This window comes from Mesorhizobium sp. P2_E10 (genome assembly GCF_056404235.1).
In genome coordinates this window covers 61,717-85,109 of record NZ_JBFUEK010000002.1, presented here as the reverse complement: position 1 = coordinate 85,109, position 23,393 = coordinate 61,717, and the positions used below count along the sequence as shown (strand labels likewise).

Annotated in this window: 23 protein-coding genes; 6 read left to right on the top strand and 17 right to left on the bottom strand. The window is 63.9% G+C overall.

All coding sequences use genetic code 11. The annotated features are described in order from the left end of the window. The first annotated feature begins 55 nt into the window (after positions 1 to 55). Positions 56 to 145 (top strand): putative RiPP precursor, encoded by a 90-nt coding sequence (locus AC1D0N_RS04995; protein ID WP_477242047.1) that lies wholly within the window; start codon positions 56 to 58, stop codon positions 143 to 145. A 197-nt stretch (positions 146 to 342) separates the two neighbouring features. Here AC1D0N_RS04995 and AC1D0N_RS04990 read toward each other — a convergent pair whose 3' ends face one another. Further along, entirely contained in the window at positions 343 to 1,533 is a 1,191-nt protein-coding gene (locus tag AC1D0N_RS04990) for a hypothetical protein (protein ID WP_477242045.1), read from the bottom strand. A 232-nt stretch (positions 1,534 to 1,765) separates the two neighbouring features. On the opposite strand from AC1D0N_RS04990, the gene AC1D0N_RS04985 reads away from it, so the two are divergent. Both AC1D0N_RS04985 and AC1D0N_RS04980 read left to right on the top strand, forming a co-directional pair. After that, positions 1,766 to 3,124, top strand: a complete 1,359-nt coding sequence (locus tag AC1D0N_RS04985) for a sensor histidine kinase (protein WP_477243086.1) — start codon at positions 1,766 to 1,768, stop codon at positions 3,122 to 3,124. Next, on the top strand, positions 3,121 to 3,768 hold the full coding sequence (locus tag AC1D0N_RS04980; RefSeq protein ID WP_477242043.1) for a LuxR C-terminal-related transcriptional regulator: 648 nt from the start codon (positions 3,121 to 3,123) through the stop codon (positions 3,766 to 3,768). Before AC1D0N_RS04985 ends, AC1D0N_RS04980 begins: the two co-directional genes overlap by 4 nt. A gap of 92 nt (positions 3,769 to 3,860) precedes the next feature. On the opposite strand, the gene AC1D0N_RS04975 is transcribed toward AC1D0N_RS04980, so the two are convergent. Next, positions 3,861 to 4,262, bottom strand: a complete 402-nt coding sequence (locus AC1D0N_RS04975; protein ID WP_477242041.1) for a hypothetical protein — start codon at positions 4,260 to 4,262, stop codon at positions 3,861 to 3,863. Here AC1D0N_RS04975 and AC1D0N_RS04970 point away from each other — a divergent pair. Further along, positions 4,252 to 4,524, top strand: coding sequence for a hypothetical protein (locus tag AC1D0N_RS04970; protein ID WP_477242039.1), 273 nt, complete (start codon positions 4,252 to 4,254; stop codon positions 4,522 to 4,524). The two genes, AC1D0N_RS04975 and AC1D0N_RS04970, sit on opposite strands and share 11 nt — an antisense overlap. Before the next feature lie 37 nt (positions 4,525 to 4,561). Here the strand turns inward: AC1D0N_RS04970 and AC1D0N_RS04965 are convergent, their stop codons facing one another. From AC1D0N_RS04965 to AC1D0N_RS04930, 8 genes are all read right to left on the bottom strand, one after another. After that, positions 4,562 to 5,491, bottom strand: a complete 930-nt coding sequence (locus tag AC1D0N_RS04965; protein WP_477242037.1) for a sugar-transfer associated ATP-grasp domain-containing protein — start codon at positions 5,489 to 5,491, stop codon at positions 4,562 to 4,564. A gap of 292 nt (positions 5,492 to 5,783) precedes the next feature. Next, positions 5,784 to 7,418, bottom strand: a complete 1,635-nt coding sequence (locus AC1D0N_RS04960) for an outer membrane protein (protein WP_477242035.1) — start codon at positions 7,416 to 7,418, stop codon at positions 5,784 to 5,786. 447 nt (positions 7,419 to 7,865) lie between these two features. Beyond that, on the bottom strand, positions 7,866 to 8,747 hold the full coding sequence (locus tag AC1D0N_RS04955; RefSeq protein WP_477242033.1) for an EamA family transporter: 882 nt from the start codon (positions 8,745 to 8,747) through the stop codon (positions 7,866 to 7,868). A gap of 166 nt (positions 8,748 to 8,913) precedes the next feature. Beyond that, positions 8,914 to 10,035, bottom strand: a complete 1,122-nt coding sequence (locus AC1D0N_RS04950) for an ABC transporter permease (RefSeq protein WP_477242031.1) — start codon at positions 10,033 to 10,035, stop codon at positions 8,914 to 8,916. Continuing rightward, positions 10,032 to 10,781: an ABC transporter ATP-binding protein gene (locus AC1D0N_RS04945; protein ID WP_477242029.1), complete on the bottom strand. Its 750-nt coding sequence runs from the start codon at positions 10,779 to 10,781 to the stop codon at positions 10,032 to 10,034. Before AC1D0N_RS04945 ends, AC1D0N_RS04950 begins: the two co-directional genes overlap by 4 nt. After that, positions 10,750 to 11,367 carry a Tgt2/MlaC family protein gene (locus AC1D0N_RS04940; RefSeq protein ID WP_477242027.1) on the bottom strand — a complete coding sequence of 206 codons (618 nt, stop codon included), beginning with the start codon at positions 11,365 to 11,367 and terminating at the stop codon, positions 10,750 to 10,752. The genes AC1D0N_RS04945 and AC1D0N_RS04940 overlap by 32 nt, the downstream gene beginning before the upstream one ends. Then, positions 11,364 to 12,590 (bottom strand): sulfotransferase family protein, encoded by a 1,227-nt coding sequence (locus tag AC1D0N_RS04935; RefSeq protein ID WP_477242025.1) that lies wholly within the window; start codon positions 12,588 to 12,590, stop codon positions 11,364 to 11,366. Before AC1D0N_RS04935 ends, AC1D0N_RS04940 begins: the two co-directional genes overlap by 4 nt. Beyond that, positions 12,590 to 13,606, bottom strand: coding sequence for a type III polyketide synthase (locus AC1D0N_RS04930; RefSeq protein WP_477242023.1), 1,017 nt, complete (start codon positions 13,604 to 13,606; stop codon positions 12,590 to 12,592). Before AC1D0N_RS04930 ends, AC1D0N_RS04935 begins: the two co-directional genes overlap by 1 nt. Positions 13,607 to 13,948: 342 nt before the next feature. Between AC1D0N_RS04930 and AC1D0N_RS04925 the strand changes: the two genes are divergently transcribed. Beyond that, a complete protein-coding gene (locus AC1D0N_RS04925; protein ID WP_477242021.1) occupies positions 13,949 to 14,653 on the top strand; it encodes a class I SAM-dependent methyltransferase in 705 nt (234 codons plus the stop codon). Then, a complete protein-coding gene (locus tag AC1D0N_RS04920; protein ID WP_477243085.1) occupies positions 14,653 to 15,822 on the top strand; it encodes an NAD(P)/FAD-dependent oxidoreductase in 1,170 nt (389 codons plus the stop codon). The genes AC1D0N_RS04925 and AC1D0N_RS04920 overlap by 1 nt, the downstream gene beginning before the upstream one ends. A gap of 76 nt (positions 15,823 to 15,898) precedes the next feature. Here AC1D0N_RS04920 and AC1D0N_RS04915 read toward each other — a convergent pair whose 3' ends face one another. The 7 genes from AC1D0N_RS04915 to AC1D0N_RS04885 all read right to left on the bottom strand — a co-directional run bounded on the left by AC1D0N_RS04915 (position 15,899) and on the right by AC1D0N_RS04885 (position 23,330). Next, positions 15,899 to 17,032, bottom strand: coding sequence for a substrate-binding protein (locus AC1D0N_RS04915; RefSeq protein WP_477242019.1), 1,134 nt, complete (start codon positions 17,030 to 17,032; stop codon positions 15,899 to 15,901). A gap of 68 nt (positions 17,033 to 17,100) precedes the next feature. Then, positions 17,101 to 17,373 carry a hypothetical protein gene (locus tag AC1D0N_RS04910; RefSeq protein ID WP_477242017.1) on the bottom strand — a complete coding sequence of 91 codons (273 nt, stop codon included), beginning with the start codon at positions 17,371 to 17,373 and terminating at the stop codon, positions 17,101 to 17,103. A 91-nt stretch (positions 17,374 to 17,464) separates the two neighbouring features. Beyond that, positions 17,465 to 19,042 (bottom strand): HD domain-containing phosphohydrolase, encoded by a 1,578-nt coding sequence (locus AC1D0N_RS04905; RefSeq protein ID WP_477242015.1) that lies wholly within the window; start codon positions 19,040 to 19,042, stop codon positions 17,465 to 17,467. Between the two features lie 82 nt (positions 19,043 to 19,124). Then, positions 19,125 to 20,000, bottom strand: a complete 876-nt coding sequence (locus AC1D0N_RS04900; RefSeq protein ID WP_477242013.1) for an aldose 1-epimerase — start codon at positions 19,998 to 20,000, stop codon at positions 19,125 to 19,127. Positions 20,001 to 20,005: 5 nt separating this feature from the next. After that, positions 20,006 to 20,806: a FadR/GntR family transcriptional regulator gene (locus AC1D0N_RS04895; RefSeq protein WP_477242011.1), complete on the bottom strand. Its 801-nt coding sequence runs from the start codon at positions 20,804 to 20,806 to the stop codon at positions 20,006 to 20,008. A 2-nt stretch (positions 20,807 to 20,808) separates the two neighbouring features. Beyond that, positions 20,809 to 21,810, bottom strand: a complete 1,002-nt coding sequence (locus AC1D0N_RS04890; RefSeq protein WP_477242009.1) for an ABC transporter permease — start codon at positions 21,808 to 21,810, stop codon at positions 20,809 to 20,811. Further along, complete coding sequence (locus AC1D0N_RS04885) at positions 21,807 to 23,330, bottom strand: sugar ABC transporter ATP-binding protein (protein WP_477242007.1); 1,524 nt, start codon at positions 23,328 to 23,330, stop codon at positions 21,807 to 21,809. Before AC1D0N_RS04885 ends, AC1D0N_RS04890 begins: the two co-directional genes overlap by 4 nt. Positions 23,331 to 23,393: the final 63 nt, after the last annotated feature.

The window sequence follows — 23,393 nt, the reverse complement described above, 5'->3', positions numbered from 1 at the left end:
GTTGACTGCACCGAGCCATCTGGCATTATCGTGTTGCGTTGGAGGGTGGGAACCCATGAAGAAGACCTATTCAAAACCCGTGCTTGTCAAAAAAGGCAAGCTTTCGCAGGTTACGGCGGAAAACGGGACGAATTCGCAGCGCTAAACGGCGGCGAACAGCTGTTTTGAGTCGGCTTGCGAGTGGTGTCTCGCGAAACGCTTCTAGGCACGAGCGGTGTGATAGCGCCGCACGCCATTGGAGAATAGGAAAATGAAGAAGGCCTATTCAAAGCCGGTGCTGGTCAAAAAGGGCAAGCTCTCGCAGGTCACGGCGAACGGCAACAACTCGATCAACGTGTAAGCTCAGCGGGCAACCACCAGGTCGTCGAGCACGAGTTGCCAATAGTGCTTTGTGGAAAGACGCACGCGTGTCACCTGCGCGAGCATCGGGGCGTAGTGAACGGGCGTCAGCGCCGACAAGGTGACGGCATCGCTGGCAATCAGCCGGTCGCCAAGCCAGCTCTCCACCAGGGCAACCTCTCCTTCGGACTTTAGCCACGCTGCGGTCATAAGCACGGAGTGAAAGCCGAAAGGCTTTTCGCTGCCGAACTCGGCCGGGTGGCCGCTGCTGGTGTAGCAAGTGTAGTCTCCGGAGACGTTGCCGTTCACATAGCCCTCGGCCTCCTTGAGGTAATCGCGCGAAATCGCATTCAGGTTGAACCAGTCGAACCCGGCATAGCCGGACGGCACCTTGCGGAACTCGCGCGGGGTGACATCGTCGAAGCCGATCGTCTGCAAGGGCGCTGTGTTGTCGAAGGCGGGGGTTTCGGGTGAGAGCAGGCCGAGATCGGTCGGATAGGGTGACAGGGCCAGCCTGCGCGCAAAACCGCGACCGGCGAGGTAGATGGTGTCGGCGTCATCGGGGAGATCGAAGCGGAAGTCGGCTGCATCGGCAAGCGGATGCACGGCCAGCACCTGCCCGTTCTTCTCCACCGACACGGTCGCCGCTGCCGCCACGCGCCCGCTGAGGCGCCGTATCGGGAAAAGACCGACCGGCCGCAGCATCGCTTCGCTGACCATTCCCGTGGGCGAGCCCGGCAGCGGCTGAAAGTGCTGCGACTGGACCTCGTTGGCGCTGCTGGCGCGCCAGCCGGGTGGCACCGAAACCGTGAACCGGTAAATGCCGGGCAAATGGATTGGCGACTTGCGATGTTTCCTCGACACCGGAAAATTGGCGAAGCCGCTGCGGTTGGTCCTCGCCTGCGACGCGAAGCGGCCGCTGCCGTCGTGCAGCCTGACCATGACGCCGGCCATGGGCCGATCGCCGAGCCCGTAGCTGCCGTCGCGATCGACATCGAAATAGACGAAGGACGAGTGGTTGAGGTTGCCGCGACTGCTCGACCAATCCTGGCGCACGGCGTAGTCGTTCGCCGGATTCTCACGATACCGGGCCTTGCGACGGCGACGCATCTGCCGCCAGAACCAGGCGAGAAGCGCCAGAATGGCGGCGAGCCCGACGACGACCGTTGTTTCGACCAGATAGGGGTCACGCACCGTTGTCGGCCTCTTTGCAAATCTCGCGCAACGAGCCTTGGCATATATCGATTCAGACTGTTTGTAGAGCCGTCGTCGCGCTTCGGCGGCCGAGGGCGCGATGGCGCCGGACTAAAGTCCAGCCCGGCCAAGACAAAGCAAGATGTCACAAACGCCGTTCTGCCTCTATAACAGGCGCAGGTGAGGATGGGTCGCGCGATTGCTTGAGGATTTCTTACGGCGTTGGAGCAAGCTGTCGCTTGCGTTGCAGTTCCTCGTTGCCGGCGGCGTCGGCCTGCTGGCAGTGATGCTGGTGGTCGGCCTGTGGGTGACATCGCAGATCCGGCAAGGCGTCACCCGCAACTCCGCCGCCACCACGGCGCTCTATGTCGACAGCGTGATTGCGCCACTGTTGCCGGACATGCGCAAGAGCCGCGAGCTCAGCGACAGCGTCAAGCGGGCGCTGGACGAGACGCTCGACCAGGGCGCGCTCGGCAAACGGCTGGCCTCGTTCAAGCTGTGGCGGCGCGACGGCACCATACTCTACGCCAAGGATACGACGCTGATCGGCAAGGTGTACGAGCCGAATGCCAACCTGGTCGCCGCCTTTGGCGGCAATGTCGTGGCTCAGTACAACAATCTCGACGACGATGCCGAAAGTCGGGACGAGCAAAGAACGGCGACTGGACCGCTGCTCGAAATCTACAATCCGGTGCGCGAACCGTGGTCGGGCGAAGTCGTCGCCGTCTCGGAGATCTACGAGGTCGCCGAGGACTTCGAAACGACGCTGAATGTTGCCCTGTGGCAAAGCTGGCTGGTGGTGGCCGGCGCCACGGCGGCGGCGCTTGCGCTCTTGTCCGGCATCGTCTTTCGCGGCAGCCGCACCATCGAGACGCAGCGCACGGCGCTCGAAGCAAAGGTCGCAGAACTGCAGGCACTGCTGTCGCAGAACTCGACGCTGCGCCAGCGCGTGCAGCACGCCTCGCGCCGTGCCACGGCCATCAACGAGCGCTATCTGAGGCGCATCGGCGCCGATCTCCATGACGGGCCGGCCCAGCTCGTGGCGCTGGCGGCGCTGCGCGTGGGCAGCCCCTTGCTGCTCGACCCCGCCGCCTCGGCCGAACAGCGCCAGGCCGAGGTTGCCGGTATCCACAGCACGCTTGGCGAGGCGATGAGCGAGATACGCGGCATCTGCAACGGCCTGGTGCTGCCGCAGATCGAGTCCGCGGCCGTGCCGGACATATTGCGGCTGGCCGTCGCCGAGCACGAACGGCGGACCGGAACCTCGGTTTCGCTGACGCTTCCTTCCCGCTTGCCTGAACTCGGCCCGTCGGAGAAGATCAGCATCTATCGTTTCGTCCAGGAGGGGTTGAACAACGCCTTCCGCCATGGAAAGGGCAGGAACCAGGCGGTGAAAGCCGGGATCAAAGCCGGCAAGCTTTTCGTTGAAGTGCTGGATGGTGGGCCGGGCTTCGATCCGGCAAGGACCGAAGGTCTTGGGCTCGCCGGCCTGAGGGAGAGGATCGAAAGCATTGGCGGGCATTTCGAAACACTGTCAGGGCCGCAAGGCACACGATTGGTAATCACACTGTCTGTCGAGGAGCAACCGTGACCGGTGTCATCCGCATAGCCATCGTCGACGATCATCCGATGTTTCGCGAGGGCGTCGCGCGCAGCCTTGGCGAAATCGGCGGCTTCGAACTGGTTGGCGAAGGCGCCAGCGCCGAGGATGCCGAAAGGCTGGTCCAGGCCGTGGCACCCGATATCCTGCTGCTCGACATCAGCATGCCGGGCGGCGGCCTTGTCGCCGCAGCGAACATCCTGGCGCGGTCCTCCGGCCAGAAGATCGTGATGCTGACCGTGTCGGAGGCCAATGCCGACATTGCCCAGGCGCTCAATGCCGGCGTGCGCGGCTATGTTCTGAAAGGCGTCGGCTCGAAAATGCTGGCCGAAATCCTGCATAACGTCGCCGCAGGCGAAAGCTACGTTTCGCCGACGCTGTCGGCCCGGCTGTTGTCCGGCCTGCTGCAGCCGGCCAGCAGCAAACCCGATCCGATCCGCCAGCTCACCAGCCGCGAGGCGGAGATCCTGCGCCTGGTAGCGGAAGGCTTGAGCAACAAGGAAGTCGCGACGCGCTTGGCGCTGCAGGAAAAGACGATCAAGCACCACATGACGCGGGTGTTGGCCAAGCTCAATGTCCGCAACCGGACCGAAGCGGCACTTCTGATGCATGAGGCGCGGGACCGCACCGGCTGAGGGCCGGGTTTCGAGCCGGGGACCACGACAAGGCACCCGCGCGGCTGAGACGAGACGCGAGCGACTGTTGAATTGCCGCACTCTGCGTGGCCTCACAATCCTTTCAGGCGGGCCAAATCGGCGGCGGTCGCCGCGCGCTCGACGATCCTGCGGCCAAGCGCATCCTTCATTTCAAAACGCCCGTTGGCGACCTCTTCCCTGAAGCCGTTGGGATGGACGACCTTGATGGCATTGCCGATGACGCTGACGGTGTCGCCTGTCACCGCATTCACGTGGCTGCTGGTTCCGGTGCTGCCGCTGTTGCCTTTGCCATTACCGCCGCTGTTGCCGTTGCCGTTGCCGCCACCATTGCCACCGCCGTTACCACCACCATTGCCGCCGCCATTGCCGCCGCCGTTACCGCCACCATTGTTGGCGTGGGCGACAGCGAGCACAATCTTGGCAACGCCAGCATCGTCGAACGTGACATGGTAGGGCGCGAACGTGAGCGCCAACGCCGTCGAGGCCCGCAGGACGAACCGGCAAAGTCGAGGCAATGACGGCGCCATCATTCCTTATCTTCCTGCCAGACCAGGGCGTAACCGCCGGTGGGGAATCGTCACCATTGTCGTCAGCGACATCGTGGTCCTCATCGTCGTCGATGCCATCATGACCCTCGCCGGAGCGGCCACCATCGCCATTGTACCACCTTCGCTCTCGGCGTGGGTGCAGGTGGAGACTACCTTTGCGACGCCGTCGCCGTCAAAGGCGAAATAGTAGGGTGCGACGGAGCATTCACCGGATCGCGAGGGCCTCACATGCGCATCTCTGCCCAAAAGGCCCGCTGCTCGGCCGTCTGTTTCAGGCTGCCGTGGCATTGATGGATGTCCAGGCCGGGGCTGGTGTTGGCCTCGACGATGACGATGCCGGCAGCCGTCAGGGCGACGTCCCAACCGACGAGGCCGGGAAACGGCAACAGGCCGGCAAGCTGCAGCATCGCCGATTTCACGAAACCCCAATTGGGTATGGTGGCGCCGCGAATCTGGATGCCGCTTTCGGGGTGTGTTTCCACGTAATCGCGCCGCCCAGCCTGCGCATTGTAGGACAGGCCGGCGGCCAGAGCGCCATTGTCGACGTCGACCAAAGCAGCGATCCCGCCCCAGCCCGATTTCCAGTTGTCGGTGGGATAGGTTGCCGGCCGGCCCATTTTCATCGTCGCCGCGAGAACGACCGGGCGATGGTCCGAAAAATGCGTGCCGGTCAGCACGCGAAGGGTGTTCAATGTGTTGGGAAAGAAAGCTTCGCTCCACGGTCCCTGCGCGATGATGTCCGAGACCAGATAGCCAGTGCGGTTCTGCCCGAAAAATCCGGCCAGCCATTGCCGCGGCTCGAAGCTTTTGCCGTTGGCAAGAATGCCGTCCGGCGTCTGGACCAGCCTCATGGCGCCAAATCCCTGGCCCTGGCCGGACGGTTTCAGGAACAATTCGCCCTTGCGCGCCAGCAGCACGAGGAGCGCATCCAGCTCCAGGATCTCGCCATTGCCGTCGAGGCTGACGAGCTTTCGGCCGGCAAGATAATGGGTGACCGGCGGCGCGACCGACGGCATGACGCAGTCGAGCCACACCTTCTGATCCAGCTTGCTGAAAAGCACCTGTGCGAGACGGGAATTGTAGGTTTCCCGCCGTCGCCTCTGCAAAGTGAAGTTGATGTAGTCGTGCTCGCGATAGGTTCGGTCGTCCAGCATCGCCAATGACCTGGATGGATGACCTCTCAACAGGCCGCGAAGCCGCCAGCCAGGCGTCGGCGCAGCTTCAGAAAATTCCTTCTGAAGATAGGCTTTGTAAGCCCCCCATCGACGCGCGATCGACATTGTCCCCCCTTTAGCCCATTGGGAGCCGATCTGGCAGGTATAGCGATTTTCGCAGGCAATTCACGCGCCATCGGCCGCCGGTTCGTCGACGGCAGCCGGCGCTTCTGTCGCAAGGCATAGGCCTTGCGTGCCGGACGTGCGACCCCCCTACCGCTCCGAAGTGTCGTCAGAACTGGTAGATGGCCGTGAGGCGAACGGTCTGGTTGGAGAGTTCGACCTTGTTGCCGGGGCTGACGAAGGAGTTGGTCGTGATGTTGCCGATGGTGCCGCCGAAGCCGGCGCCGCCGACAGCGATGTCGACCGACTTGTACTTGTCGTAGAGGTATTCGGTGCGCAGCCGCAGATGCTCGCTGACTTTGAGCTCGGCACCGCCGCCGATCGAAAGTCCATAGACGGTCTTCGACAGGCCCGCCCTGGTGACGGTTGCGGCGCCGGCCAGCGGCGCACTCGGCGATGAGGCGACAACACCGAAGATGCTGGCGCCGTAGACGTCCGAGCTCTTGCCGACGGCGAGGCCGCCGGAGACGAAGCCAAGCAGCGCCGGGGTGATCTCGCAACCCGCCGTCATGCGGACATGGCCGAGCGACTTGACGTCGGAGAAGAACAGCCTGCTGCCAATGCATTCGAAGTGGCCGACACCGAGCTGGACGAAATTGATCGGCGGTGTCAGGCAGTCCGGGCCGCCGATGGTCCGCTCGCGGCTGAAGGCGTTGTTGAACTCAAGGTCGCCCTCGACGCCGAGGACGACATGCCCCCATTGATGCGCATAGCCGGCGACGAGGTGGCCGCCCGTCGAATCGCCCTCGTATTCCTTGGAAGGCTTCACATCGAGGAAGCCAAGGGTCACGTTGTTTTGCATATGCAGTTGATTGACGGCGTTGGGAAAACCGACCTTGTGGCGGCTCATCGACAGGCCGCCGCCGAAATAGACGCCCGACCAGTCGCTCTGCAGATAGGCAGGCGCTTCGGCCGGCTGGTCCTCGGAGAATTGGTAGATCGCGGAAAGCCGGACCGTGTGGCTCGAATAGTCGACGCGGTTGCCCGGGCTGGTGAAGGAGTTGGTCGTCAGCTCGCCGATCGTGCCGCCGAAGCCGGCGCCGCCGACGGCGATGTCGTGGCCCGGATACCGATCGTAGAGATATTCGCCGCGCAGCATGAACCCGTGGCCGACTTTGACCTGCAGGCCGCCGCCGACCGTGAAGCCGTAGATGGTCTCAGCCATGCCGGACCGCTGTACGGTGGCGGCACCCACCAGTGGCGCACTCGGCGAACTGACGATGAAGCCGCCGGCGCTGGCGCCGATCACCTCGGGGCTCTTGCCAATGGCAAGGCCGCCGGTCGCGAAAGCAAGAAGCGTCGGCGTCAATTCGACGCCGACCACGCCGCGCACATGACCCAAAGTCTCGACGTCATCGAAGAAGGTGCTAAGGCCGACGCAGCCGAAATGGCCCGTCGTCGGCACCGGCACGTTGCCGCAAGCCGGGATGCCGGGCGTGCGACCGTCGGAGAAGGATGACCCGAACTCATAATCGGCCTCGCCGCCGAACACGTAACGGTCCTTCTGGAACAGATAACCGGCCAGCAGATGGCCGCCGACCGTGTTGCCCTGGTGTTCGAGATTGGGGACCTGCTGGAAATCGATGATGCCGGGCGCGGTGGTGTCGGTCATCCTCAGACTGTCGGTGCCGTTCGGAAAGTCGACCTTGTGCTTGCGGAAGGAGACGCCGCCGCCGACATAGACGCCCGACCAGTCGCCGGCCACTGCAGGATATGACGCACACGCCAGCAGCGCAGCGGACAATGCAACTCCAACAAACCCAGAATATCTCATGATGTCCCCCGACAATGCCGCTTGGTAGCATGCGCGCATTTGAGTCCGGTATGACGAAAATGCAACACGGGGCCGCAAAGACCCTTAGCGAACCTTGGATTCCTTTTACAAAATTGGAAAAGTTGCTCTGTTTGCCAATCGCAATATCAAGATAAGCTTAAAAATAATCGAACTATTTCGCTATGTATTTGGCAAACTGTATTTGATCGGCAAAGTAAAGAAGCATCCGCTTATTTAGAATTCTTGCATGTAAAGGGCGTGGCAGTTCATTGCAGTCACGCGGCGCCCATGTTGCCGCCCTGCATGGCCAGGCTTGCTGAAACAGGCCGTGGCAAAGGCCGCGCCGTCGAAATCACGACGCCGGGAGAAGTCCGGTCAAGACATGCAGTCTCTCGCGCCGAGGGCGCCGGCAAGCGCCTATTCGGGTGACGGCACCGGTGGTCTCGTCGTTATCGCCGCGCCGAAGGCGGCGACAACCACGGCGGCAATGCCTGCGCATTGCAGCCCGGTCAGCACCTCGTGCAGGAACACGAACCCGGCCAGCGCGCCCAGCGCCGGCTCCAGGCAGGTCAGCGTGCCATAGAGCCTGGCCGGCATGCGGGTCAGCGCCACCATCTCCAGCCAGAACGGCAGCGCGCTGGAGAACAGCCCGACGACGAGCGCGCCGACCAGGATCGACGGCGCGACCAGCGCTGGCCCCGCCTCGACCACGCCGAACGGCAACGCGAGTGCGGCGGCGATGGCGATGCCGTAGGCCGTGGTCTGGCCGCCGAGTTCGGCGCCTGCCTTTTGCGCGAAGACGATGTAGAACGCCCAGCTGCCGCCGGCGGCGAGCGCCAGCATGACGCCGGTCGGGTCGAGCGCCTGGCGCGAATGGATGAAGGGCGACAAAAGCACGATGCCGGCGACAGCCAGCGCCACCCAGGCAAAGTCGCTGCCGCGCCGCGACGACAGCGTCGCCACCAGCAGCGGGCCGGTAAATTCGAGCGCCACGGCGATGCCGAGCGGGATGGTGCGCAGCGCGGCATAGAACAGAAGGTTCAGCACCGCGAGGTTCACCCCATAGGCGATCAGCCAGGGCAGCACGGCGCGCGACGGCCTGACACGCCAGGGCCGCAGCACGGCCGCCAGCATCAATGCGCCGACGACCAGCCTGAGCGCCGTGGTGCCATTGGCACCGACCAGCGGAAACAGGCCCTTGGCGAAGGTGGCGCCGATCTGGATCGACACCATGGCGCCCAGCAGCGCGCCAATGGGCAAAGCGCCCGCGTCGGGTCTGGCAATCGGCGTCGACGTCACTTTGGTCTGGTCCTCCCCTGGCGGCTGAGCGTGGCAGCTATGGCTCTATCCGGCGCTTCTGTCGTGAGGCACGGCCGGCTGGTTGGGTGGGGCAAGAGGCTACGCGCCTCATGTCGGCCTGCCCCCACATGATCCGCTTCGTCAAGAAATACTCGACCCGCCAGCGTCAGATTCTGCGGAGCGCCTCGGCGGGGAGAAGGCGCGTGGCGCGCCAAGCCGGGTAGAGCGCGCCGAGGGGCCCAGCGATGAAGACGAAGATCAGCGCCTGCGCGATCGACCAGCCGGATAGGTAAGGCACGATCAGGCCCGCCGCGAACTTTGTCTTGGCCGCCATTTCCATGGTAAGGGCGCCGAGAATAATCCCGATAACTCCGCCGGCTGCGCTCATGATCACGCCTTCGATGAGAATGAGCCGAAGAATCCTCCGCGGTGACCAGCCAAGCGCTGCGAGAACTCCGATCTCGAACGTCCGTTCGTTCACGGCCATCAGAAGTGTATTGGCAACGGCGACAGAGGCCATCGCCATGACAACCAGTGAAATCGTCTGGGCAATCGCCCGAAGCAGATCGAAGATGCGGATGCTGTTGGCAAACTGCTCGGTGTCGCCGACCTCGAACCCCGGTGCGGCTGCGATGAGCCGGGTTCGGGCAACAGCGATGTCGTTCTTGTCGAGCGGGCGCTTCAACCTCACTTCGTACAAGGTAAACACGTCCTCGCGCGACAGGAGTTGCTGCAGCCCTTCGAGCGGAACGATCGCGCTGTTCTGGTTCAGCATGGACGAGAAGGACGCGATGCCGACAACCGTATAGGGCTGGAACTGCAGCTCGACCGTATCACCGACCCGCTTGTCCAAGGCGCTGGCGATCGACTCGCCAAGGATCACCGGCCACTGGTCGCCCGGTGCAGGGATTCGCCCCGCCACGAGGTGCATGTCCTTCCACAGGAAGCTGTCGCTCGGCCAGCCGGCCATGACGATATTTGCGGCGTCGTCAGCGGTGGTGATGTTCAGGAGAACGCCCGATACAGCCTCGACGTTTGGCACCGCGGAAAGCCCGGTGCCCAACGACCTGGGCACGGTGCTGCTCACCAGGTTGAACGCGCTGCGCTGGCTTACCACCAGGTCGGCGCCGTTCTCATCGATTCCCGACGCAAACGAGTGCTGGACGCCAGCGGTCAGGCCGGTAAGTGCCACAAACCCCGCGACCGCCAGAGCAATGCCGAGAACCGTAAGCAGGGTGCGAAGCGGACGTGCAATGAGGCCGCGCAAGGGAAGGGTCAACTCTGTCATGGGTTGGCGGATCGCGGCACCGGCGCCGTTCGGCTGTCCGAACGGATGCGGCCGTCGGAGATCTCGACGCGCCGCCCGCACAGTGCGGCCACGTCCTCGTCATGCGTCACCACGATCACCGCGGTACCGAACTCGCGATGCACGTTGCCAATGATGCTCATCACCGATTGACTCGTCTGCACGTCTAGGCTTCCTGTCGGCTCGTCCGCAACGAGGAGCTTCGGACGGTTGGCGAGCGCGCGGGCAATGGCAAGACGCTGGCGTTCGCCGCCCGAAAGCTCAGCCGGTCGGAGCGTGGCGCGCTCGGCAAGACCGAAATGTGCCAGAAGTTCGAGCGCACGAACACGACGCTGCCGCGCTCCGCCGAGGTTCCCCAACAAAGCCACCTCGATGTTCTCGCGCGCCGACAAGGACTGGAGCAGGAAGAAGTTCTGGAAAACGATGCCGATCCTGCTGGCCCGGACGGCTGCCCATGCAGCCCTGCCGTTGACGGCCCGTCCTTCGAACCGAACTTCGCCGCGCGTCGGCCGGTCGAGCCCACAGACCAGGTTCAGGATCGTAGACTTGCCGCTCCCGCTGCGGCCGACAATGGCGACGGTCTCGTCACTCCCGATTGTGAGCGACACATCATCGACGGCGACAATGCGGCCGCCGTCAAAGTCCCGGCCGACATTGCTCAATTCGACGAGGGCGGACATGAGCACGAGCGAGAAGTCATACCCGGCCTTTCCTGAGATCGGCGACAAGTGCTGGGATCGAGCCGCCATTGCCGGCGAGCAGCTGGGCAACGCGGTCCCGCTGCTGCACGGTCACCGAGCCGCCGTCGACAAAGACATCGCCGATGCACAGATGTCCGCGGCAGTGGCGCACACGCCAGTCCACGGAGGTTGGGCCGTGGAGCGGCCGGCGGAATTCGCTGCGCACCAGGATGTCGCCGTTGGCCAGAGCCTTTGTGCCGAGCACGGTGAAAGTCTTGTCCTGCGTCCGCTCCAGTTTGTCGGCCAGCCTGTGTGCAATGGCATAAAGAAGCGCATCGACCACCGAGGCGCGGTCGTCCGCACTCGCGCGGCGCCAATACGTTCCCAGCACGGCCTGGGCGATTCCCCTACCGTCGAACGCCGCGGAGATCGAGCGGAGCTGCCCTTCGGCGGATCCACCATGCCCAAGCACAATCGCCGCCTGGCGCACGGTCTCAACCAACCTGACTGCTTCGCTCTGCTCATCGGCGGATGCCGACAGCGGTGCGGCGCAGGTCGCGATCAACAGGGGGACGAGCAACAGCCGGGCCAAGGCTGCCCAGCTTGCGTGCGACCATCGGGCTGTCGTCATCATCCCATGTCATCCAATGCGCGGTTGGCTGTCAACATTGAGCGTCCCGGGGCCTGGGCCGGCGCATGCCCGAAAGCGGCTGCCAGGGGAGCGAGGCGAGCTACGCGCGCTTTCTGCCGTTCCGTCAGGTCGGGATGGTGGCTACGCACCTGCCTGCCGAACGTCGCGGCGACCTGCAGCATCCGCTCCTCGCAGCCGCGAGAAAATGGCAGGCCGAGTTCGCCGTAGATACGCTTCATCTCGCCCACAGGGTCGGCAGTGAGATCCTGCAGACGCACTTCCGCGAGGTCGGCGGCTGGAATCTGGGCCCTGTCCGCCAGATAGTGCATCTCCGTCGCAAGGTATTCGCGAGCGATGATCTCCTCCTGCTCGTCCTCGGGCAGTGGCGGCTGCAGGGCAAATGCACGCTGCAATTCGTGCGCCAGAAGGAGGTTGGACCGGAACACCACTTCCGGCGAACGGGAGATGTGGACAAACTTGGCGCCCGGGAACAGCTCCTGGAGGTAGCGGACGCGCGCCGTATGGCTCGGCGACTTGAGCAGAAGCCGCCGCCCGCCGGCAACCAGAGTGAGCTTCTGGACGAAGGCCAACTGATTTGAGCGCCAGCGGCTCAACTCGTCCGCCGAGAGCCCGTCGAGATCGTGGAAACGATTGAAGAAGGCTTGCCGGTGGGGAAGCACGGCGCGTCCAGCAAGGATGGACATTCCGCCCAGATTGTTCAGCGCGAAGTCGTCCTCGGCCGGCAGCTTGGCGCCCATGGGCACGACTGCGTCGAGGCGCGTCAACGGCAGCAAGGGGACGAAAAGGTAGCGCAGCAGTGCCCAGCCAAGGACGAATGTCTGAGGGGCCAGGACCTGCGGCCAGCTTGGCGATCTCAGGTTCGGATCGGCTGCCAGCAGGTTCTGCAAGAACGTCGTCCCGGATCGGAAGTAGCCGAGAACGAACACAGGGGCTTTGTCCCGCTCCATCCGGGGAGGTCGCAGCCGCAGCCATGCCCAAAGGATCACCCGCTCCGGCAGGGAGGCGACCGTGTTGATGCCGGAAAGCAGGAGCAGGAGCACCATGCGCGGCCAGTAAGCGGGAGGGATCTGGCCTTCCGCGCGCCATAAAACCCGCAGCACGGCGTCAAGCGGTGCCACGCCCATGAAGTGCGGATACGGCAAATAAGGCACCAGCCAGCGGCCTGCAAAAACTCGGATGCGGTGCCGGATAGTGTTCGATGGCATCAGGCAGTCCGGAACATCATGGTCTCTGTGGTCAAGCCCGGCCCAAACGCCATGCCGCAGCCGAGCAGGCCCGGCGGCTCCTTCAGCATTTCGGCCATCACGAACATCACGGTTGCCGATGACATGTTGCCGTATCGCCGGAGCACTTCGCGCGATACGTCGAGTGCGGTCGGCTCCAGTTTGAGTGCCCGCTCGACCGCGTCGAGCACGGAACGGCCGCCGGGATGCACCGCCCACAAATCGATCTCGCTCGCAGGCCTGCCGCCGAGGATGGCCGGATGGTCGTTGCGCAGTGTCTCACGCACTGCGCCGGGAACCTGGCCGGACAGCACCATGTCAAAGCCGTCGTCGCGGATGTGCCAGCTCATCAGCTCCTTGCGCTCCACTGCAACTATGGCGTGGAAGCTTTCGAGCAGGATGCCGTGCGGTCCGGCCGTTACCAGCGCGGCCGCGCAACCGTCGCCCCACAGGCAGAACGAGATCAGCTTCTCAAGTTCGGTGGCTTCCCTGAAATGCAGCGTGCACAATTCGATGTTGACGATCAGCACGCGGGCTTTCGGGTCGGAGCGCACGATATGGCGTGACAGCTTCAAGGCGTTGATGGCGGCATAACATCCCATGAAGCCGACGATGGTCCGCTCCACCGACGTTGGCAGGCCGCATCGCTGCACCAGCTCGAGGTCGATGCCAGGCGCCGAAAAGCCGGTGCAGCTCGTCACGATCAAATGCGTGATCAGCGAGCGGTCGTCGTCGGCCAGAAGCTTGTCTACGGCCTGTTGCGCGAGCTCCGGGGCGGCGGCTTCGTACATCTTCATACGGATTGCGGTGCTGGCGAACGAGCCCCTGACCGAGGTGCCGTCGCGATCGATTGCACCACCGCGCGGATCGTCGGCAGGCGCAAAGCAGGAATAGCGATGTTCGATCCCGGCGAGAGTGACCATTCGCTCGAAGAGTAGAAGGCGCTGGGCATCGTCTTCAAGCAGCAAAGCTCCATAGCGGAGGTAGAACTGATGCACGTCGTGTTCTGGAACTGACGTGGCAATGCGGTTCAGATACGCTTGAGGTGACAAAATTGCTCCGACAATGAGCCCAATCGGGTCTCACAAGAGGTCTAGGAATCTGGAAGCGTTCCTAAGGCAAACGCCGGCATGAAGTATTTTATTGCGCGGAGCCGATATTTCTCATTAGCAAGCTGTGATACCAGCCTCCGATCCTGTATGAAAGGGACCGACATTCGGCTTCGCCATCCGGATTAAAGTCACATGCGCGTTCTGCCATGAACAGCGTGCGGCCATGAAGGTACGACCGAATTCTATTTGACGGATTGCCGGCTGAAGCCCTAGATTCCGATCCATCGCATGACCGACATAAATATCCGGCATCTGGAGCCAGAGCTCCTCGACGGCCTTCCGGCCGATGATCCTCGTGCGATCGCATCCCGTCGTGATCTCGTCCGCATCAATGCATTGATGTTCCAGGCCAGGTTCATGGCATCGCTCTTGCGGGCGAACGTGCAAACGCCGCCGCTGCGCATCCTCGAAATCGGTGCCGGGGACGGAAAGTTCATGCTGGCGGTGGCGCGGCTGATGGCGCGGCGTTGGCCAAACGTCGAGCTCGTTATGGTCGACAGGATCGGCCTGATCGACAAGGATATGTGCAACGCTTTCGCCAAATTTGGTTGGCGGGCGCAACCCGTAACCGCCGATATTTTCGAGTGGACTGGGGACAGGCCCTTCGACCTTGTCTGCGCCAACCTTATCCTCCATCACTTCGACGACACGCGCCTGCAGGATCTGTTTTCCCGCATCACGGCGCTGGCCCCGATGCTCGTCGCGACGGAGCCGCTGAGGGCCAAGGTGCCGCTTGTCGCAACGCGGTTGCTGCCATTGATCGGCGCCTGCGCAGTGACACTGAACGACGCGGCGCAAAGTGTCCGCGCCGGTTTTCGCGGCACGGAACTTTCCCAATTGTGGCATCAGTCAGGGGGAACGCCGGTGATGGAGGGCCGCAAAGGCCTGTTCACTCAAGCTTTTGTCGGCGCCCGTATGCCCGGCACCAGCTGATGCACGACGCAATTGTCATCGGTGCCGGCCCTGCCGGCAGTTCTACCGCCATTGCGCTGGCCCAACATGGCTGGTCGGTGGCAATGGTGGAGAAAGTGGTGTTCCCGCGCCGAAAGGTCTGCGGCGAATTCATGTCGGGGACCAGCCTGGCCTTGCTCGACCGATTGGGCGTCGGCGACATCTGGCGCGCGGAAGCCGGCCCCGAAATCCGTCGCGTCGGGTTCTTTTCGGGCGATGTTTCGGCGCAAGCGCCAATGCCGATCGCCAGGACAGGCCTCGGCCGCGCGCTCGGCCGCGATCGTCTGGATTACATCCTGTTGCAGGCCGCCGAACGTGCGGGTGTCGAAATTCTCCAGCCTTGCAAGGCCGTCGCCATTGATCGGCGCGATGATTTGCAATTTGTGACCGTGGAGGCGGGCCAGCACCAAAAGGTGTTGAGCGCACCTGTCATCATTGCCGCGCACGGATCCTGGGAACCCGGGAAACTCCCAAGCCAACTTGAACGAACAAGCCAACCCTCCGACCTTTTCGGGTTCAAGGCACATTTTAGAGGCTCCGCGCTGCCGCCCGACCTGATGCCGCTGCTGGTATTCCCAGGCGGCTATGGCGGGATGGTAACGGCGGACCGTGGCCGGGTTTCGATTTCCTGCTGTATCCGCAGGGATGTTCTATCCGAACTGCGCCAGCGCTTTGGAAACATCGCGGCCGCCGATGCACTATCGCGCCACGTCCAGGCCTCGTGCCGAGGCGTTGCGACTGTGCTGGCCGGTGCCGAACTGGATGGACCATGGCTTGCCGCGGGACCGATTCATCCCGGCATTCGTGCCGGCTATGATCAGGGCATCTTCCGCGTCGGCAACATCGCAGGCGAGTCACATCCTGTCATCGCTGAAGGCATTTCGATGGCGCTGCAATCCGGCTGGCTCCTTGCGAGAGAACTGGTTGCATCGGGGAAAGGTCGCGAGGGCGGCGGCGGCGTCGGACGCCGCTACGAACGCGCATGGCGTCGGCAATTCTCGGCTCGTCTGCGTGCCGCGGCCCTGATTGCCCGAATAGCGATTGGGCCTGGTGGCGCGACGGCCATGCGTGCCGTAATCAAGAATTTTCCGGTGGCTTTGACGCTTGGCGCTCGATTGAGTGGAAAGACCCAGCCTCTTCCGGGCTTTTGACGTTTAGCGGCGCTGCGGCGGTGGCGAGGGCAACTTCCCCTCGCCCCCGCCTCTTCAAGGACCAGTTGTCGCCGGCTCAGCCTGCTTTGCTGAGCTGGAGTTCGTCGGCAATCACCCGTTCGTTGGGATCGATTGGGCCCAGGTTCTTGACGACCCTGAAACGACCGCCCTGCGCCTGCGCGATGTACATGTTCATGCGCACATGGTGCTGGCCGGGGACCATTTCGGCCGGGCCACCCGGCCCCTCGCTGATCCTGGCGTGATCGAGCGCCCGGATGACCGCGCCCTGCTCGAGCGTGCCGGCTTCCTTCACCGCGGCTTCCCACATCTTGATCGCCCGGTAGTGGCCGGTGCAGCCGCTGCCCGCGGTCAGCATGGCGCTGCCGGGGAAGCGGTCCTGGTAGCGACGCAAGAGCGCGCGGCCGAACGGATCCTCGAGTTCCTGATAGTAGTCGAGGCAGCTGTAGAGGCCTTCGATCTGCGCGGACGGCACGAGATTGAAGAAGTTTTCGTCGAAGTAGGTACAGATGATCTTGCCGCCCCGTTTGCTGAAACCGGCCTTGTCCAGTTCGTCGAGGAAAGGCATCAGGCCCGGCGGAACCAGCGTGTTGAAAACCACGTCGGCGCCGCTCGCCATGATCTGCTGCACCGTGCGCCGGAAATCGACGGTATCGAGCGGGAAATACTCCTCACCGACGATCTCGCCGCCATTGGCGCGCACCACCCGGCCCGCCGCCTTGTTCAGCAAATGGGGCCAGATGTAGTCGGCCGATGGCAGGTAGAATGTCTTCGCCCCGGTGCTCTGCATCAGCCATGGGATCAGCGGTTCGACCTGCTGCGCCGGCACTGGGCCTGTGCAGAAGATCAGCGGATCGTTTTCCTGTCCCTCATACTGTTCGGTGTAGATGTAGAGCGTCCTGCCGCGCGCGACAGCCTCGCTCTTGATGGCCTGGCGGGTCGAGCTGTAGATGCCGCCAACGACCAGGTCGACCTTGTCAACGTCTATCAGTTTCGCAGTCCTTGCCTTGGCGACGCTGTCGGTGGCCTCGCCGTCCTCGATGACGACCTCTACCGGCCGGCCCAGCAGGCCGCCTTTGGCATTGATGTCGTCGACGAGCATGGTCGTCAGGTTGGCGTTGGCGATGCCCATGAAGGACAACGCACCGGTGAGTTCGGCTACAAGGCCGATCTTGATGGGTTTCGGGTCCATTTCAGTTCTCCGATCTCGGGGTTTTGGTGGGCGCGCCGCTGCCGGTGGCAGGCGGCGCGCGGCGCACATCAGGCCTCGTAGTGGCCGAGCAGCATCGCCGCCTGCGGCTTGCCCATGTGGCCGGCTTCCTGCAGGATCGCCGGCACTTCGGGGTCCGAGACGAAGTTCTTCCAACCCTCGGCATCCCAGTCGAAGATCGCCCAGATGCGGTCGGGCTCGCTGGGGTCGCGGAACACGGTTGCGCCGTTCGAACCGTGCAGCCGGCGCTTGTCGGCGCCCTTGGTCGAAAAGATACGGATGAAGCGGTCGACGTCCGCCACTTTGGTCGTTGCGAGAAGCATCTGATTATCCTCCTGTCGGTCGCGGCCACCATTGGTCCGTCGACAGGATCACGATGCGCGCCCCGAAGCGGGCGCACATGGGGTGGATTCCCTATGCCTGCGTTTCGCCGGGCCGGACAAGGCCGTGTTCGACCGCATAGAGCGCGGCGGCGGCGCGGGTTGTCACGCCGATCTTGGCATAGACGCTCTGGATATGGTGGTCCGCGGTCTTGGGCGAGATATCCAGCTTGCGCGCCGCTTCCTTGACTGTCAGGCCGGCGGCGATCAGGCGCAGCACCTCGATCTCGCGTGGCGTCATTCCGGCCAGTGGCCGGGGCGGCGCCCGGCGCGACGGCTGCCCGGCGAAGGACAGCACGGCCTCCGCCGCGTCGGGGCAGATACAGCCCTCACGAATGGCGGCGCGCAACTGCGTTGCCGCCGCCTCGCTGGACAGCGCCCGGCGATGAGGACGTTCCTCTCGCGACGTCTGGAAGGCTTCGGCAGCGGCAAGGATCCTCGCCGCCGGGGACAGGTCGGAGCCGTGGACCTTGCGATGATAGCCCGAACCGTCCAAGCGTTCGTGATGGCGCAGGACGAGTGCTGCCATCGCCTCACCCTCGCGACCGAACGAGGCCAGCGCCCGCTCGCCGTAATAGGCGTGCAGTTGTGCTGCGTCGCGCTCGCGCACCGACAGCGGACCGTTGCGCATCCAGGTTGCTACCGGCACCACGAGTTCGCCGATGTCATGGATGCAGCCCGACCAGCGCAACGCGCGGACGTCGGCGGCTGGCAACCCCATCTGTCCCCCCGCTCCCTCGGCCAGTTCCGCCACCATCCGAGAATGGCCGTAGGTAAACGGCATGCGCATGTCGATCATGTCGGCAATGGCGAGGAACGCCTCGTCGCAGGCCGCCTCGTCGAGCGTCACCGGCGGGTCGGGCTCGAGCGCCAGGATGGTCTCGCGGTCGACCGTCGCCCCGATGCCTTCCATCAGCGCCGGCGCGTTGGCCGAGACGAGCCGCGCCAGATCCGCTTCGTATGGGCCGTCGGCGCGGCTAGCGACGATTTCGGCCATCCCTTGGATACCGACGGCATCGCTGAGCGCTATGGCGTCCTGCGCCAATGTGATCAGTCGCACAGCCGGCAGGACATCCTCGCCGCTCAGCCCACGCGGCAGACCCTTGCCATCCCAGCGTTCGTAGATTTGTCCAAGGTTGCGCCGGATGTCCTCGGACAGGCCGAGCCGCTCGCCGATCCGCTGCGCGACCTCGCAATGCGCGGTCAGGACCGGGCGGGCCACCGCGATCGCCTGCGACAGCCCGGCCTCGATCGCCTTCGCCTGGGCGTCAGGCTCGAGATCGTAGTAGAACCGCTTGAAGGCCTGGACGAAGACCCTGCCCAGTTCCGCACGGTTGCCCATGTCGAGGCCGACGAGATCCTGACGGAGCGCGATTTCGTCGCCAAAGGTGGCCGACATGAGGTCGGTATCGGCATTGCAACCGGCATAACGGAGCATCGATTGGTGGTAGGCGTTGCGCCGATCCTGCTCGGAAACGCCGGCAAGATCGGCGATCCGCATCGCAAGCACGCAGGATTTCAGCGCGAAGTCGCGAGAATGGCCGGTGGCAAGGTCCGACGCATAGGCGAGGACCATCATGAAGTCCGCCCGGCGGATCGCGACGTTTGTCATCCCCACCTCCCAGTGACCCTATGCTAGCCCCGGGTGTCGCTAATATATAGGGCAAAAAATCGCGGGTCGGCGCAGTGGCCTGCTAGGTGACAGCAAAGCTGCAGCGCGCTGTCAGGCCCTCCTCCGGGCCAAGCACTACCAACCCATTCCATGGGTCGATCGAACCGCGGTTATGAGCATCCACGACATGGCTGACCGGCTCGAAGCAGAAGAAATCGCTTGCCTGCGATGGCGAATAGACGAGGTAGAAATTCAACGGCGGGGACGCTTCGACCCTGACACCGCACTTTTGCTCCGGCCAGGATATGGTAGCGACGCGGTCCCAACCTGCAAAGGCGCTGTTGATCCATCCGCCGGGCAAGGCGGTCGGCGTGCTGAAATCCCAATCGGGACGGGTTTTGACGTCGACGAAGCTGTCGGGGAGATGATCGGGCCGTTCGAGACAAACCTGCGACGCCGGGGCGTGAAGCGTTGTCCGTGCCGTTCGTGGCAACCAGGGATGGATGCCAAGCCCGAACGGCAGGCTGACCGGCGCGCGGTTGACGATCTGAAGTTTTAGGTCGAGCGCCTGTGCGGTCAGCGTGTAGCTCACCTCGGCGCGATAGCGGTACGGGTCAGGTCCGTCGCTGACGAGCGACAGTTGCGCCCTGTCCTGTGTCACACTGTCGACATCCCATTCGCTCGAAAATCCATTGCCGTGAATGGGATACGGCTCGCCGGCAAGGTTGGGAAGCAGTTGGTGGAATTTGTTCTCGAAGGTGAAGCCGCCGCCCGAGATGCGATTTGACCATGGCAGCAGCAAATTGCAGGCGAGATCGAACGGGTTCGAACTTCCGCCATCAGGCCACGGCCTGAACAGCGGCACGCGGCCATGGTCGAACCGCGCCAGACCGGCGCCAAGCGACGGGACGATTTCGGCGGACAGGTCGCCGCTTCGAATTTCGAGCGTCTCGATCATCGAACTCAGATGGGATCGGCCCTGGCAGCGGGAGCCGACTGTTGATGACGGCCCTTGCGGGCGACGGCGAGAAGGTCGTTCGAGGCGATGCCGATCAGCGCCTTCATCTGGTCGTGGGCCTCGTCGACCCTGCGCATGCGGATTGCCTCCAGCACGTCGCCATGGGCGCTCAGCGTCTGCTGATAGTTGGCGGTGGCCGATGTGGTCAACCGGAACGAGAAGCTGAGGGCTGCAGCAAGCATGTTGCCGAGATTGGCGAAAACCGGGTTGCGGCTGGCGCGCAGGATGGCGGTGTGAAAGCGGACGTCGGCGTCGAGACAGGCGGCGAGGTCATCCTCCGGCGCGATGCGCATGGCCTCATAGGCGGCTTCGATGACTGCGAGATCGCCCGAGGTCGCCATCTTCGCCGCAAGCTGGGCAGCAGCCGGCTCGATGACCAAGCGCGCCTCGATCAGGCCGCGGACGAAATCGAGATCAGGCTCGATATCGCGCATCCATTCGAGAACCTGCGCATCCAGCCGGTTCCATTCGCTCGACACGCGCACACGGGTGCCGGCGCGCTTGCGCGCCTCGATCAGTCCCTTGGCCGAAAGCGTCAGCAGCGCATCGCGAAGCGCGGTGCGGCTGGCGCGGTAGATGATGCACAGTTCAGCCTCCGTCGGCAGCACCGCGTGCTGTGCGTAGGTGCCGGCGAGAATGCGCTGTCCGAGATCGCGGGCGATGCGATCCTTGAGCGACGACGTCGCGCCCTCCCCGGAAGACGGGTCCGGTTTGCCTTGATCGATTGCAGCGGCCGCCGCTTCCATCGTCATGTCCTGTTCAAGTGATACTCGGCAATTACGACAGCCAGTATCAGCAGCGAGCCTTTTGCAAGCAATTGATAGAAGGTTGGCACCGACGTCAGTATCATTCCGTTGTTGAGCACGCCAATGATGGCGACGCCGAGCAGCGCGCCGACGATCGTGCCCTTGCCGCCCTGCAAGGCGCAGCCACCCAGCACGGCGGCGGTAATGGCCTCGAGTTCCAGGCCTTGGGAACCCGATACGGGCTGGCCCGAACCGGTGCGGGCGGCCAGCAGGATCCCGGCCAGCCCGGCGGCAACGCCGCTCATGATGTAGATGCCGACGCGGTAGCGGTTGATGTTGATGCCGGAGAAGCGGGCGACAACCGGATTGCCGCCGAGCGCATAGATGTTGCGGCCGACGATCGAGCGCGCCAGGAAGAGGTGGAACACGATCGCCGTCAGCACGAGAATCCAGATCAGCAGCGGCAGGCCGAGGATCCGCCCGATGCCGATGAAGCGGAACGTGTCGCTGAAGATGGCGATCGACTGGCCGTCGGACATGATGAAGGCGATGCCGCGGAAAATGGCCATGGTGCCGAGCGTGGCGATGACCGCGTTGACCCGGCCGTAGGTGATGATGATGCCGTTGACGAGGCCGGCAAGACCGCCAAGCACCAGGCCGGCAACGATGCCCGCCGCCGGCGACCCGGTCGCCTGGATGGCCATTGCCGTCGAGACGGTGGTCAGGCCGACAGTGGCGCCGACGGCGATATCGAGACCGCCGGCGACAATGACCACGGTCTGGCTCATCGCCAGCACGCCGAGAATGGTGATGCCGAGGCCGATGTTGAGCAGGTTTCGGCTGGAGAAAAACACGTCGCCGCGCAGCGAACCGAAGATGAGAACGAGAATGGCGAGCGCCACCAGCAGGCTGATGTTGTGAACGCCAAGGCGCTCCACTAGGCGCGCGGAGGCGCCCCTGGCGTCGGTCTGCGCTTTCGCGGCGCGAAGCTCGAGGCTGTTCATTGGATGTGGTCTCCGGGCGCAGATGTGGATTGCGGCATGGCGTGTTTGAGGATCGTCGCCTCGTCGATGTCGGGGCGGGACAGTTCGGCGGTGATGCGGCCTCCCGCCATGACCAGAACCCTGTCGGCGAGGCCGATCAGCTCCGGCATTTCCGAGGAGATCAGGATGATGCCGATGCCGCTTGCCGCGAGTTCGTCGATCAGCCGATAGATTTCCGCCTTGGCGCCGATGTCGATGCCGCGGGTCGGCTCGTCGAGGATGAGCAGCATCGGCTGCCGGGCCAGCCAGCGCGCCAGAACGACTTTTTGCTGGTTGCCGCCCGACAATTTCGAAACCTGCTCGTCGAGATTAGGTGCCTTGATCGACATCTTGGCGGCCAGCGGCGAGACAATCTCCAAAGCCTTGCGCCGGTTGAAGAAGCCGAAGCTCGATGTCTTGTCGGGCACGCAAAGTGCTGCGTTGTCGAGAATGCTGCGAAACAGGAGCAACGCCTCGTGCTTGCGGTCTTCCGGGGCAAAACCAATGCCGGCGACGATCGCCGCATGCGGACTGTTGGGGAGAACGGGCACGCCGTTCATGGCTATGGTTCCGGCGAGGCGCCGGTCATAGCCGACGATTGCCTTTGCCAGTTCGGAGCGGCCCGCGCCCATGAGGCCGGCGATGCCCAGCACTTCACCGCGACGAACCCTGAGGCTGACATCGCTGACGCGATCGGTGGTCAAGCCCGTCACATCCAGCAATTGTTCGCCCGACCGCCAGGTCTCGCGGGTGAACAGATCGGCAATGTCGCGGCCGACCATGAGCTTGGCTATGCCCTGTTCGCTGGCACCCGCCGCCGGAGAATTATCGACCAGCCTGCCGTCGCGCAAAACGACGATGCGGTCCGCCAGTTCGATGATCTCGTTCAGCCGGTGCGAGATGTAGATGACCGACGTGCCCGCCTCGCGCAGCCGGCGGATGACGGAAAACAGACGGCGCGCTTCGTCATCGGTCAGCGACGAGGTCGGCTCATCGAAGGCGATCAGCCGGCCGCCGGCACGGATGGCGCGCATGATCTCGATCATCTGGCGTTGCGCCGGCCCAAGCGTGCTGCAGAGTTGCCGCGGTCGCATGTCCTGCTGCATGCCAAAGGTCGCAAGCACGCGGTCGGTCCGCTCCTCGAGCTTGCGCCAGTCGAGCAGCACGCCCGCCAGCCGCGGCAGTTCGCCAACGAAAATGTTCTCGGCCACCGTCAGGTTCGGCACGATCTCCGGCTCCTGATGGATGACGCGTATGCCGGCTCTGTGGCTGTCGCGCGGTTCGCCGAAGACGATCGGCGTCGAACCGTGCAGCACAGTGCCGCTGTCCGGTCCGAATACGCCTTCGAGAATGCGCATCATCGTCGATTTGCCGGCGCCGTTCTCGCCGACCAGAGCGAGCACCTCGCCTGGCCGGAAGGCGACCGAGACGTCGTCGAGCGCCTGCACGACGCCGAAGCGCTTCGAGACCCTGTCCAGCGAGAAGAATTCCGGTTGCGTCAAAGCTCACTCCCCGAGGATAGATCCCTGCGACTGGAAAGCGTCATGCACCCCGGGGGCGCATGA

What these genes read in the sequence shown, in the direction of transcription:
- AC1D0N_RS04995 (WP_477242047.1), top strand. Translation starts at nt 56, where the DNA reads ATGAAGAAGACCTATTCAAAACCCGTGCTTGTCAAAAAAGGCAAGCTT.
- AC1D0N_RS04965 (WP_477242037.1), bottom strand. Translation starts at nt 5,491, where the DNA reads ATGCTGGACGACCGAACCTATCGCGAGCACGACTACATCAACTTCACT.
- AC1D0N_RS04950 (WP_477242031.1), bottom strand. Translation starts at nt 10,035, where the DNA reads ATGACAGAGTTGACCCTTCCCTTGCGCGGCCTCATTGCACGTCCGCTT.
- AC1D0N_RS04940 (WP_477242027.1), bottom strand. Translation starts at nt 11,367, where the DNA reads ATGATGACGACAGCCCGATGGTCGCACGCAAGCTGGGCAGCCTTGGCC.
- AC1D0N_RS04935 (WP_477242025.1), bottom strand. Translation starts at nt 12,590, where the DNA reads ATGCCATCGAACACTATCCGGCACCGCATCCGAGTTTTTGCAGGCCGC.
- AC1D0N_RS04925 (WP_477242021.1), top strand. Translation starts at nt 13,949, where the DNA reads ATGACCGACATAAATATCCGGCATCTGGAGCCAGAGCTCCTCGACGGC.
- AC1D0N_RS04920 (WP_477243085.1), top strand. Translation starts at nt 14,653, where the DNA reads ATGCACGACGCAATTGTCATCGGTGCCGGCCCTGCCGGCAGTTCTACC.
- AC1D0N_RS04915 (WP_477242019.1), bottom strand. Translation starts at nt 17,032, where the DNA reads ATGGACCCGAAACCCATCAAGATCGGCCTTGTAGCCGAACTCACCGGT.
- AC1D0N_RS04910 (WP_477242017.1), bottom strand. Translation starts at nt 17,373, where the DNA reads ATGCTTCTCGCAACGACCAAAGTGGCGGACGTCGACCGCTTCATCCGT.
- AC1D0N_RS04905 (WP_477242015.1), bottom strand. Translation starts at nt 19,042, where the DNA reads ATGACAAACGTCGCGATCCGCCGGGCGGACTTCATGATGGTCCTCGCC.
- AC1D0N_RS04900 (WP_477242013.1), bottom strand. Translation starts at nt 20,000, where the DNA reads ATGATCGAGACGCTCGAAATTCGAAGCGGCGACCTGTCCGCCGAAATC.
- AC1D0N_RS04895 (WP_477242011.1), bottom strand. Translation starts at nt 20,806, where the DNA reads ATGGAAGCGGCGGCCGCTGCAATCGATCAAGGCAAACCGGACCCGTCT.
- AC1D0N_RS04890 (WP_477242009.1), bottom strand. Translation starts at nt 21,810, where the DNA reads ATGAACAGCCTCGAGCTTCGCGCCGCGAAAGCGCAGACCGACGCCAGG.